Origin of the sequence: Methylosinus sp. Ce-a6 (assembly GCF_009811655.1) — a bacterium.
GTDB lineage: Bacteria > Pseudomonadota > Alphaproteobacteria > Rhizobiales > Beijerinckiaceae > Methylosinus.
This window is the reverse complement of sequence record NZ_BGJX01000057.1, coordinates 1-11,290: the sequence shown is the minus strand read 5'-3', so window position 1 is coordinate 11,290 and position 11,290 is coordinate 1. Positions and strand designations below refer to the sequence as shown.

Here is an 11,290-nt window from a genome sequence, read left to right as displayed (position 1 = left end):
GCACAGTTCGTGCGCCTCGCATAATCACCGCGCCAAAGGGCGAATTCCGTCCCAACTCACCTCCGTGCAACAACGCCATTGTATTGGCTGTAGTCGGTTGCGATCGTGCCCGAGCCGATTCCGCCGTCGCCATTATAGCCGTGGCCGCCGCCATTCCCTCCTCCGCCTCCGTTCCCGCCACCGGTATCCGACCCACCGGTCGGATAGCTGAAATTCGGCGCTCCTTTCTCCCGATAGGTCGGGATCACCGCCGCGGGCAATCCACGTTCGACGACGGGCCTGGGGTCCGACCGTGCCGGCGCCGTCCCCAAGAGCGGCCATCCAGCGACCGCCGCCAGCGCCGCCACGATCAATCGGCATGAGTCGCCGCGTCGACCGTCATTTCCTCCACCGCCGTCGCGCGGAGGGGACACATTCATCTTTCGCAACATGAGACCTCCTTTTGCAGAAGGCTCCCAACATTGCTCCCCTCGGCGCGAATGTGAAATTCCTGTCAACCCGAATTCGGCGTCACGGATCTTCGTGAGTGTGTCGTCGCCGCGCCTTTGGCAATCACCGATAGCGAGGGCTCTCGGCTGCGGAGACCGGCCGCCGCTCCTGCGGGCGCGCCGCAGCGTAGCCCCTGCGAGATGCGAGGAATTTCGAAAAAGGGAAGAATGAAGAATCGAAATCGAGCGAGAAGCCGAAAGCCCGATTGCACGTCGGCGTTCTACAGCCGTCGTCGAGTCCTTCGGCTCCAGGCGCCGCAGAATTTTCCCCTGTCCGCGCCGCCCCGCCTCGAACGGCGGGGCTCCCCCGCGCGGACATTCCCCGCGGATCAAAATTCAGCGTCTCCAGGAGCTCAGCGCTGAAGCTCGACCTCCGGCCTTCCGGCCGGAGGCTCCGGATCGCCTTTCCGGCTGTTCGTGAACGCCGTGCAACGGGCTGCGGCCCCGCTCGGAGAAAAGACATGAAAAATATAGCAGAGTTTCAGCTCATCGGACGTGTCGGCGTGGTCAAGAAGGTCGGCTCCACCACGCATGTCACCATCGCGTCGAACTACTCCTACAAAGACGAGGGTGGAGAGTGGCGGGACGACGCGCATTGGAACGAGGTCGTCGTTTTCTCGGCCACCACGGCGCGTTACATCGAAAAACATATCGGCAAGGGCGATCTCGTTCACGCACGCGGCCGCGTCCGCCAGAACAGCTATGAGCGTGACGATGGCGAGCGCGTCTTCACCGTCGATCTCATCTGCAATGATTTCTCGCGCCTTGCGCAGGCCGCGGACAATCGTGACGGTGAGCACCGCGACGCCGAGGCGCGGGAGGGCTCCTTCGGACGCCGGCAAAGGACCGGGTCTCCCAGTCCGGATGACGCCATTCCCTACTGATCGAAAGACCGGAGGGGAGGCGCTACGCCTCCCTTCGTCCCTATTTCGGTGCGCGCTCTATGGCGAGCGCTTCAACGATTCGACGACCTCGCCGCGATCTCGTCGACGCACATTGCGAGCGTTTCCGCGTGCAAATCGAACGGCGCCCAGGTCTCGCCGCGCTTCGCGATCTCGATCGCGCGCGACGCGCCCGCCGCGCGCTGACAGGCCAGATGCGCGTCGACCAGCAATCGCGCGGCGTAGTAGGTCCGCGCCGACGCGCGCTCGTTGAGCGGCGTCAGCCAGTAGCCGCCTTCCGTCTCCGCCTCGACCGCTTGGCGCTGCGCCTTCACCGCCGCCAATGACGCGTCATGCGCCTCTCCGCATAGCGACACCGCGCGTTCGATAAATGGGCGCAGCAACTGGTCGAAATCCGCCTCGTGCTTCGAGCTCGACGAGCGACATCCATTGTGCGCGATGTAATCCGCCATTTCCTGGTCGGCGCCGTCGCGTATGCCGTCGATGTCGTCGTCGAATCCGAACGACTCGATCACCCATGAGACTTCTCGCGAATCCGGCGCGATATCGCGCACGAGATCCATCGACGGCTTTGCGCGCCGCTCGATCGGAAAGCGCATGACATTCGTCATGCCGGGCGTCAATTCGATGCGCATGGCCACCTCCAGTTGCGAACCGTCTCATTGAAGCAGACGCGGCTTCGGAATGCAGCGGCAATACATTGAAAATAAGAGGAAAAGGCACACCGCTGCGACTTTTCCTCCTTTCGGCGCCGCGCTCGTTCTCTCGCGCGTCGTCGACGCGTTCGGATCGAAGCGGAAATACCGCCCGCCGATGGCTCCCTCGAACGACGCGCCATCCTGCGAGAGGCGCAGCTCGAATTTCATGATCGTGCCCGGAACCGCCACGATCATCGTGCGCGCGTTCGATTCCACCACCTCGACCTCCAATGGTTCACGCGGGCGATCGATATCCGTCAATTTAATGCGGGCGTTCATCGACACTTCTCTCCAAATGGCTATTATCGCTTCGACAATGGCCTCTGCTCAAAGGATGTGTGCAGCTCGTTCGCCGTCAACAGCTCACAGCCGTCATTTCTTCCGGGCTCAATCCGGTCGCGCCGCCGTCGATTTCGACGAGCCGAGTCCCGTCGACCAACACCAGCTTTGACCGCGCCGCGCGCGTCGCACGCAACATCCATTCCTTCTGCCGCGCGCTCAAGCCTTTGGCGTCATTCACGACCAGCACGTCCGTCGACGCCAGTCGATCCTGATTTTTCTTCCACCGCCCGAGAAGCCCGTGAACGCCGACGCTCTTAATGCCCGACTTCTTCTCAAACGCCTTCGCCGTCTCATATGTCAAGCCCACGCCGCGAAGCCGTAGGCCTGCGCGCTCCCATTGCGAGATCGCATCCTCCAGGGTCCGGCTGGTCTCTGTCGTGTCGAGGCCGCCGGAAGCGTCGGGAATAGCGGCGCTTTTGCTGGGTGCGCGTTGCACTGTCGCGACGAGGCCCCGCGTGCTGAAACTCTCGCCGTCGCCGAGCCGCACCAGCTCGACCGAACATTCGACGCGCGCCAGCGCCGTCTCGAATTGCTCTTTTCCTGCAGTGTTTTTGCTCACGAATGCGATCAATCCGCCGTAGGTGAATGTCGCGCCCGCGCGCGTCAACGCACGCAGCGCCAGCTCGGGTTCCCCCAGCAGTCGCTCGCCGTTGCGCCACGCGATTTCATAGTTCTCCGCCAGGCGTTCGCTTTCGGCGTCGTCGAAAAGTGGTTCGAGCTCTCGGCCGGACGCCGCGTCCGCGCCCGCCCGGATCAACCGATCGCGACCCGCGGCGAGAAGATATTTGTTCGAGAGCATCGCCCAGCGCTCGCGCCATTGCATGAGGAGCTTCGGCCCATGCCAATCATCCAGCTTCTTCCCAAAACCGTCCGCGCCGATCTCCCGCATCGACAACAGCGCGTGAAGATACAAGCGCGTATGTCCATCGGCGCCGACGGCGCGATGCAAGTTGACGTCCACCACCCGTCCGCGGTCGACGAATAGCGGCGTCACGAATTCCCTGCAGAGCCCCACCTCGTCGCTCGCAGGAAGAGCATCCGGCAGCGCCGCTTCGATTTCCAGCGCGAGCTGCGCATTGCTGCGCGTCTCGACCGCTTCGACATCGTTCCAGAGGATCTCTCGTTCCGCCCACCGAGCATCTGCGCCGTGAGGCAACAAGATCTCCGAATGAACGAGATCGTTCCCCGCGGAGAAGTCCACCTCGCGAAGATTTTTCGCGTCCTTCAGCCTCGATCGCGAGCAATACGCCGCCGCCGAAATCACGCTGCGTCCCTCGGACCGCCGAACCGAGCCGACGTTCAGAAAATGTATCGCCATTTCAAATTCCTCGTCGCGCGTCGCTCCAGCCCATGCCGGAATTCCGACGCGCGTCCGAGAGACTCCGCGAAATCGGCGCGAATGTTGAAACCAAAAAAATGAAATTCGAACTCGGCCGATCGGTGCGGCCGACCGCGACTCCTGCTGCGGCCCGTCGTCCGCTCGCTACGCCGCGAACAATCGCCGCGAAATTAAAGACGTAATTGACTGAAGCAGAAAGAAGAATACTCGATTGCCACCACGGGGCGCGGCTGCAAGGGCAAGGCGAGGCGCGCAATGCGCGCCACTTGCCCCAGGGTACCGCCGCCTGCGCCGCACAAGCCCCAAAAATGGGGGCAATCTCGAAAAATTCGTCGCGTGCCGGGAATGGCCAGAAATAGAAACACTCCTTCCGCAGCGGTCGACGGCAGGCGGGTTACATCCCCCTGTTGGCGGCAGCCGCCAATCACGATCGCTGCGACGACGTCGCGTGCCGGAGCGCATAGGCTTCATAGCGAGCGCGGCGGTTCTACACGGCCCAGTTCCAACAATGCTTCCCACGGCCGTCATTGAAGGCGCGCGCGACGGACGCAATCCGCGACGCGCGCATCTCCATTGACAGAAGCGTCACCGCACGCCGATCTTCCGCGACAGGCTCGACGAAAGAATTTTCAGGCGCGGGGCGCGGCGATGGCGAAGGATATCCGGGAGGAGGACATCGCGCGGGCGATCGACGCCTGCTACGACGCCGTGCTCGCCCCGGAATTATGGGAGGACGCGCTGGCGCGGCTCGCGTGCTCGGTCGGCGCGGTACATACGTTCTTCTATCCGCGCAACCCGGATGCGAGCGATCCCAATCCGCTCGATCCCGCCCGGCCGATCCAGGACCTGCCGGCCTCGCGCGACTACAAGCCGCTGCTCGGCGAATATCTCGCCGGAGGCTGGCATCTCAACCATTATCGCGCCCAGCGCGGCGCGCCGCTGTTCGCGGCCGGGCGCGGCGTCATCATCGAGCACGACCTCGCCACCGACGAGGAGCGCAAGCGCCTCCCACAATACAACGAGCTGTATCTGAAATGGGGCCTGCCGGGATTCGCCGCGCTCGGCATGAGCGTCGAGGGCCGGCTGTGGGCGGTGCCCTTCATGCGCGGCGCCGGCCAAGGGCATTTCACGCCCGAGGAGGCGGAGCGGCTCGAGGTTCTCGCGCCGCATCTCGCCCGGCTCATCCTGTTCGCGGACAAATTCGCGCTCGCCCGCGCGCAGTCGGGGCTCGATGCCCTCGAGGGCGTCTCCTGCGCGGCCTTCGCGCTCGACTGGCGCGGCGCCGTCGTCGGCATGAACGAGCGGGCGCGGGGACTGCTCGGGCGCGATCTCTTCATCGCTGGCGGAATGCTGACGGCCGCCGATCAGGTCAGCGATCACGCCTTGCAGAACCTCGTCGCCTCGCTGCGCGCGCCCGGCCCGCACGGGGCGCCCGCGCGCGTGTTCGTGAAGCGTGCGCCGCGGGAGGCGGGCGCGGCGCGCCGTCCGCTGGTCGTCGACGCGCTGCCCGTCAACGGAATCGGGGCGGATATTTTCGGGTCGACGCTCGCCCTTCTCACCGTAGCCGATCTCGACGCCGCGCCCGTGTCGCTGGAGCCGTCGCTGCGCCAAGGTTTCGGCCTCACGGCGGCGGAGGCGCGCCTCGCCTCGCTGCTCGCCGACGGCGGCACGCTGGACGAGGCCGCGGCGACGCTCGGCATCGCCCGCGAGACGGCGCGCACGCGGCTGAAGGCGGTGTTCGCCAAGACGGGAACCTCGCGCCAGCAGGGGCTGGTGGCGCTGCTCGCGAGGCTGGCGCGGCGATAGGGCTTCTTGTCCTTCCTGTCTTCGTGGTTTCCTCCGCCTCCGAGACACGAAGGCCCGGCGACGGGTTTTTTTCGAAGACTGCCCCCAAATGGGGCTTGTGCGGGCAATGGCGAAGGGTAAGCTCGCCTATAGTTTCGAAGCTTTTCTCAGGGAATTCGATATGCGCAAAATCTTCGCTTTCGCGCTGCTGGCCCTCGCCCTCACGGGCGCCGCCGCGACCATCGCCACCCTCGACCCGCGCCCGGCGCTGGCGAACGCCGACGACAACGGCGGCGGCGGGCGCTGACCCCCACACACAAGGACCGCGTCCATGCGCAAGCTTCTCACCCTTGCCCTTCTCGCCCTCGCTCTCACGGGCGCCGCCGTGACCCTCGCCGCCCTCGACCCGCGCCCGGCGCTGGCGAGCGACAGCAGCGACGGCGGCGGGGGGCGCTGACCCCACACACAAGGACCGCGTCCATGCGCAAGCTTCTCACACTCGCGCTTCTGGCCCTCGCCCTCACGGGCGCCGCCGCGACAATCGCCGCCCTCGACCCGCGCCCGGCGCTGGCGGACGCCGACGGCAACGGACGCTGACTCCACACACGAGGACCGCGCCCATGCGCAAGCTTCTCACACTCGCGCTTCTGGCCCTCGCCCTCACGGGCGCCGCCGCGACCCTCGCCACCCTCGATCCGCGCCCGGCGCTGGCGAACGGCAGCAACGACGGCGGGCGCTGACCCCACGCACAAGGCCGCGCCCATGCGCAAGCTTCTCACCCTCGTCCTTCTTGCCCTCGCCCTCACGGGCGCCGCCGCGACCCTCGCCGCCCTCGACCCGCGTCCGGCGTTGGCGGCTGGCGACAGTGACGGAAGCCGTTGATCCCACACACAAGGACAGCGCCCATGCGCAAGCTTCTCACTCTCGTTCTTCTCGCCCTCGCCCTCACGGGCGCCGCCGCGACAATCGCCGCCCTCGACCCGCGCCCGGCGCTGGCGAGCGGCGACAGCGACGGCGGCGGCGGGAAGTGACCCCACACACCAGGACAGCGCCCATGCGCAAGCTTCTCACCCTCGCTCTTCTCGCCCTCGCCCTCACGGGGGCCGCCGCGACCTTTGCCGTCCTCGACCTGCGCCCGGCGCTGGCGAGCAGCGACAGCGACGGCGGTGGGCGCTGACCCCGCCCACAAGGACCGCGCCCATGCGCAAGCTTCTCACCCTCGCCCTTCTCGCCCTCGCCCTCACGGGCGCCGCCGCGACCATCGCCACCCTCGACCCGCGCCCAGCGTCGGCGGCCGGCGACAGTGAGGGCGGCGGGAAGTGACCTCACACACAAGGACCGCGCCCATGCGCAAGCTTCTCACCCTCGTCCTTCTTGCCCTCGCCCTCACGGGCGCCGCCGCGTCCCTCGTTGCCCTCGGCCCGCGCCCGGCGATGGCGGAAGGCAGCGGCGACGGCGGCGGCCGCTGACCCCACACAACGAGGACTGCGCCCATGCGCAACCCTCTCACACCTCGGCCCTGCTCGCTCTCGCCCTCACGGGCGCCGCCGCGACCCTCGCCGCCCTCGACCCGCGCCCGGCGCTGGCGAGCAGCGACCGTGGCTTCGGAATTATTGTTGGAGGCGTGGCCGCCCTCACGAGAGTCATTCCCGCCGCTCCGATTGTCCATCAATAGGCGAATTCCGATAAATCGGAACCGCGCTCTACTCGCGCCGCGCGCGGCGCTCACCGAGCCGTCGCAAGCGACGTCTCGGCCGTCCCGGTCACGATCGCTTTCGCACGAGCCCGACCTCGCCGCGAGCAACCCCTGCAATCCGAGAGCCTGACGACGGCTGTTTCTCCCAGCGCGCTCCCGCGCGCGGACGACGGCGCGTTCCGGGTCGCCGTCGAATATGCGGGAGCGCGGCGACGCGGGGACCACGATCCCCGCATCGCGGGCCGGGATCCTTTCGGAAGCGCGTCGGATTTGCGCTCGACGCGATCTCGCGGCGCCGTGGGCAGCCAATCCAGCCGATGCGATCGGCGAGACGGCTCCACGGCCGGCGGCAGGCGTAGCCCTGCATGGCTCGGCGCGACGTCGAGCGCTGGCCAATGGTCTCAGCACGGCGGGCGCGATCGTCGCTGTCGATGGCGAGCGCGCTGTCGGGATGGAGCCTCGTCGCTATCTCCGAGAAAGCTGGCTCCCGGCAGTGCGCGCCTCGGTCCGTCCGATGCGCCGATGTGCTGGAGTCGGCGGTCTCGGCGAGCGCCGTGGGCGGTCCGGCTGCAGAGCGCGTCATGGGCCGCGGGCGGTCGTCGGGGGAGATCGAGGCCGTGGCCGCGGCAATCGACGGTTCGGCGCGCGCGTCGGCAGTCGTCGGCGCGCTCCGGTCGATCGAAGGGTCGGCGGGATGCGGCTCGCAGTCGCGGCGTTCGGGAGAGCGCGCTCGGTCTCGAAGATCGCGTGATTTCTCTGGGGGTGTTTCGCTCAGCAGGCCCGATGCGTCGGTTTGCCCCCTCGGTTTTGTGCGTCCCTAAGCCTGGCCGACCGTGCCCGCAACGGCAGACGCCAATTTTTTTCCGCAGATGCCGGGGCGCTCTTTTTGTGTCCGGCGCAAGCGCCGGCCTCTTTCCTTCGCCCCGGACATCTTTGCATCGCCAAGCAAAAAAATTGGCGTCTTGCCGTCCTCCACTTTGCTACGGCCCTCCGCCGCCGCCCGATGGGCGCCGGCTGCGGGTGCAGGCCCGCTCTCTAGGCCAGGCTTTCAGGGATCGCACCGAGGGGAACAAACCGGCAGCGGGCCGGCGAAACCCCCGGCCCAGAAAATCAGGATCACGATCATGACCAAGCGTCCCCAAACGTCCGCTGCGAAACGCAATAAGCCCGCTCGTCCCCCGATCTCCCTCGAGAGCGCGCGCCTCCTCTGCCCCAACGACGCGGTCGCGACGAACGTCGCCGCAGCCTTCGCCCTCTCGGTGCCCGACTTCTCCGGGATCCGTGAAGCCCATGACACGCTGCTCCGCAAGACCTGGACCGCCTTCGACGAAGCGCTCAACGAGACCGCCACCAAAATGCACTTTCAGCGTATCGTCGGAACCTACGTCGCTTCCGCCCAGGGAGCCGGACGCTTCTACTCCGAAAAGCTGACGGAGGCCCGGTCTCTCACCAGCAAGCTCGCCAACGACGTCCGCGACGAGGATCGCGACGCACCCGCCGGCTTCGAGTCCAAGGCCCAGCGCGCTCGCCAGTTCGCCGCCGATCTCGCCATCCAGGCCTACGCCCTCCTCGCCGCCGCCGAGGGAGCCGTCGAAGCCTATCTCGCAATCACCGGCGAGGATTGGAAGCCCTACGTCGCCCACAGCGAGACCGAAAGCGTCGAGCGTAAGTCCGCCGCCGCCGAATTGGGAGCCTTCGGCTGAGCCCGACCGGCGGGGACCGAAAGGTCCCCGCCTAGCGCGCGCGCGAGCTCGAAAGAGACGACCCGAAACCGTAGACGAACCGCTCGTAGCGCTGGGACCTCGCGGTCCCAGCGCTACGAGCACGCCCTCTTGCCCAGCTCCGCCCCTTCTTCTATTTCCACACCCATGATAGGATTCACTTCATGAGCGCCTCAGCTATTCTCAAACTCCAGGCCTCCGGCTTCTCCGTCGATCAGGTTTCGGCCCTCGCCGAATTGATCGACACCCAGGCCGCGACCAAAGTCGATGTCGAAGCCGCGAAACACGACCTAGAAATCAAAATCGGCGACGTCGAACATCGCCTCGAGCTGAAAATCGGCGACGTCAAAACCTCCCTGCAGGCTGATAGCGCCGACACCAAAGCCGACGTCCGCGTCCTCAAATGGATGATGGGTTTCCTGCTCGGCTTCCAGCTCCTCATCGTCGGAAAACTCTTCATCCACTAATCTCCATGGGCGAATTCCGATAAATCGGAACCGCGCTCTACTCGCGCCGCCAGCGGCGCTCACCGAGCCGTCGCAAGCGACGTCTCGGCCTTCGGTAACGATCGCTTTCGCGCGAACCGGTCCTCCCCGCGAATAATCCTTAGACTTCCAAGAGCCTGACGACGTTTTTCCCCAGCGCGCTCCCGCGCGCGGATGCGTTTCCGCGCATGCCTCCGCATGCCGTATTTCGAGCGAAGCTTCGCTTCCCTCGTAGAGAAGAAATCTCTTTCCCAGCCGACGCCGGGACTGCGCCCGGCCTCGGCCGTCTCTCTGGCGCGCCCAGCGTCGCCGTCAAGAACGCTCGCCATGCTCGCCGTCGGCGCTTCGAGGCGCCGCCGCCTGTGCGTGGCTCCGCGCCGCAGAGCGGTCGCGCGAAGGCGCGCGATTCTTTGACCGCTCCGCTTAGGGCGCGCGGCATTGGCTCCCATGCCAATGCCAAGGCGCGGCCCTGAAGGGCCGAGCCTCGGCACTGGCAAGGGGCCAGTCCATTGCAAAAGAAGGAAATTCGTCATGGCTAATCGTCCTCAGAAGTCCGCCGCCGTCGCCGCCAACGCCAACAAGAACGCGCGTCCCGCTCGTCCGCAAATCTCCTTCGAGGCCGCCCGCCTCCTCTGCCCCAACGACGCCCAAGCCGTCAGCATCGCCGCCGCCTTCGGTCTCTCCGCCCCGGACTATCTCGGCATCCGCGCGACACACGAGAAAGCCCTTCGCGAAACCGCGCTCGCCTTCGACGACTCCCTCAATGAGAAGGCCGCGCAAATGCACTTCCAGCGCGTCGTCGGAACCTTTGTCGCCTCCGCCCAGGGAGCCGGGCGCTTCTATTCCGACAAGCTGACCGAGGCCAAAAACCTCACCGCCAAGCTCTCCAACGATAGCCGCGACGAGGATCTCGACGCCCCCGCCGGCTTCGAGAGCAGGGCGCAGCGCGCCCGACAGTTCGCCGCCGATCTCGCTATGCAGTCCTACGCCTTGCTCGCCGCCGCCCACGGCGCCATCGACGCCTACCTCGAAATCACCGGCGAGGATTGGAAGCCCTACGTCGCCCAGCGCGAAGGCGAGACCGTCGAGCGCAAGTCCGCCGCCGCCGAATTGGGAGCCTTCGGCTGAAGCCGCCGGGCGGGGAGCGAAAGCGCCCCGCCTCCCTCTCTCGCGATCTCGATGGAGAACGACATGTTCGACTTCAACAAGCTCCGCCGCCCGAACGCAGCCGAGCAGCGCGGGCAGGAACAGCGACGCCGCGCCGACGCCATCGCCGCCGACCATACCCGCCGCCTCCTGCGATCCCGCGACGCCCTCCGAGTCACCCTCACCGATCACCCGGACGCCCGCTTCACCATCGCCGGCGACCGCGCCATCCATTTCTATGGCGACCAGCCGAACGGCCGCGAGGCCCGCGCCGTCTGGTACGCCCCCGATCACATGAGCCGCGACGAATTCGACGCGATCGTCGCCGGATATGCGATCGGCGCAACGCTCGACCTGCGCGGCTATTGGAAACCCTTCAATGGCAATTCGGGAACGAGCTTCACCTTTGTCGCCCAGTTCGTGAAAGCCGCCGATCACGCCGAGCCCGCAGAGCGAAAATCGCCCGACGCCGAAATCGCCGCCTTCGACGCGTGACGTAAAACGTGCGGGAGCCTCGAGGCTTCCGCATTTCAGTGACGTATCCACCCGACAACGAGAGCGACCCATGCAGCTCACCGCTCGCGTCGCCACCACGAAAGTCATCGCTATGCCTCTCTCCCGCCGGCCCATCGCCCGCCCGATCAACCAGGCCGCCCGCGCCCTGCGCCGACGCGCCGCCAACGCCGGC

At 66.6% G+C, this 11,290-nt stretch carries 15 protein-coding genes; 12 read left to right on the top strand and 3 right to left on the bottom strand.

Going from position 1 to position 11,290, the window contains the following annotated elements; all coding sequences use genetic code 11:
* The first annotated feature begins 949 nt into the window (after positions 1 to 949).
* Positions 950 to 1,372, top strand: coding sequence for a single-stranded DNA-binding protein (locus Mspo_RS18810; RefSeq protein WP_159732724.1), 423 nt, complete (start codon positions 950 to 952; stop codon positions 1,370 to 1,372).
* 71 nt (positions 1,373 to 1,443) lie between these two features.
* On the opposite strand, the gene Mspo_RS18805 is transcribed toward Mspo_RS18810, so the two are convergent.
* From Mspo_RS18805 to Mspo_RS18795, 3 genes are all read right to left on the bottom strand, one after another.
* Entirely contained in the window at positions 1,444 to 2,025 is a 582-nt protein-coding gene (locus Mspo_RS18805; protein ID WP_159732721.1) for a hypothetical protein, read from the bottom strand.
* Positions 2,026 to 2,049: 24 nt separating this feature from the next.
* A complete protein-coding gene (locus Mspo_RS19675) occupies positions 2,050 to 2,367 on the bottom strand; it encodes a hypothetical protein (RefSeq protein ID WP_201281758.1) in 318 nt (105 codons plus the stop codon).
* 76 nt (positions 2,368 to 2,443) lie between these two features.
* Entirely contained in the window at positions 2,444 to 3,748 is a 1,305-nt protein-coding gene (locus tag Mspo_RS18795) for a MobA/MobL family protein (RefSeq protein ID WP_159732718.1), read from the bottom strand.
* Positions 3,749 to 4,417: 669 nt separating this feature from the next.
* Here Mspo_RS18795 and Mspo_RS18790 point away from each other — a divergent pair.
* From Mspo_RS18790 to Mspo_RS18765, 11 genes are all read left to right on the top strand, one after another.
* The gene (locus Mspo_RS18790; RefSeq protein WP_159732715.1) at positions 4,418 to 5,575 is read left to right on the top strand and encodes a helix-turn-helix transcriptional regulator; all 1,158 of its coding nucleotides are present in this window, start codon (positions 4,418 to 4,420) and stop codon (positions 5,573 to 5,575) included.
* Between the two features lie 160 nt (positions 5,576 to 5,735).
* Positions 5,736 to 5,861: a hypothetical protein gene (locus tag Mspo_RS20170; RefSeq protein WP_256366381.1), complete on the top strand. Its 126-nt coding sequence runs from the start codon at positions 5,736 to 5,738 to the stop codon at positions 5,859 to 5,861.
* Positions 5,862 to 5,885: 24 nt separating this feature from the next.
* A complete protein-coding gene (locus tag Mspo_RS20165; RefSeq protein ID WP_256366380.1) occupies positions 5,886 to 6,011 on the top strand; it encodes a hypothetical protein in 126 nt (41 codons plus the stop codon).
* Between the two features lie 448 nt (positions 6,012 to 6,459).
* Positions 6,460 to 6,585, top strand: coding sequence for a hypothetical protein (locus Mspo_RS20160; protein WP_256366379.1), 126 nt, complete (start codon positions 6,460 to 6,462; stop codon positions 6,583 to 6,585).
* A gap of 23 nt (positions 6,586 to 6,608) precedes the next feature.
* A complete protein-coding gene (locus Mspo_RS20155) occupies positions 6,609 to 6,731 on the top strand; it encodes a hypothetical protein (RefSeq protein ID WP_256366378.1) in 123 nt (40 codons plus the stop codon).
* 23 nt (positions 6,732 to 6,754) lie between these two features.
* A complete protein-coding gene (locus tag Mspo_RS20150) occupies positions 6,755 to 6,877 on the top strand; it encodes a hypothetical protein (protein WP_256366377.1) in 123 nt (40 codons plus the stop codon).
* A 23-nt stretch (positions 6,878 to 6,900) separates the two neighbouring features.
* Positions 6,901 to 7,023 (top strand): hypothetical protein, encoded by a 123-nt coding sequence (locus Mspo_RS20145; protein ID WP_256366376.1) that lies wholly within the window; start codon positions 6,901 to 6,903, stop codon positions 7,021 to 7,023.
* A gap of 1,351 nt (positions 7,024 to 8,374) precedes the next feature.
* Positions 8,375 to 8,953: a hypothetical protein gene (locus Mspo_RS18780; protein ID WP_159732709.1), complete on the top strand. Its 579-nt coding sequence runs from the start codon at positions 8,375 to 8,377 to the stop codon at positions 8,951 to 8,953.
* Positions 8,954 to 9,207: 254 nt separating this feature from the next.
* On the top strand, positions 9,208 to 9,438 hold the full coding sequence (locus Mspo_RS18775; RefSeq protein ID WP_159732706.1) for a hypothetical protein: 231 nt from the start codon (positions 9,208 to 9,210) through the stop codon (positions 9,436 to 9,438).
* A 549-nt stretch (positions 9,439 to 9,987) separates the two neighbouring features.
* Positions 9,988 to 10,584, top strand: coding sequence for a hypothetical protein (locus Mspo_RS18770; RefSeq protein WP_244613551.1), 597 nt, complete (start codon positions 9,988 to 9,990; stop codon positions 10,582 to 10,584).
* Positions 10,585 to 10,647: 63 nt separating this feature from the next.
* Entirely contained in the window at positions 10,648 to 11,097 is a 450-nt protein-coding gene (locus tag Mspo_RS18765) for a hypothetical protein (protein ID WP_159732700.1), read from the top strand.
* Positions 11,098 to 11,290 lie beyond the last annotated feature (193 nt).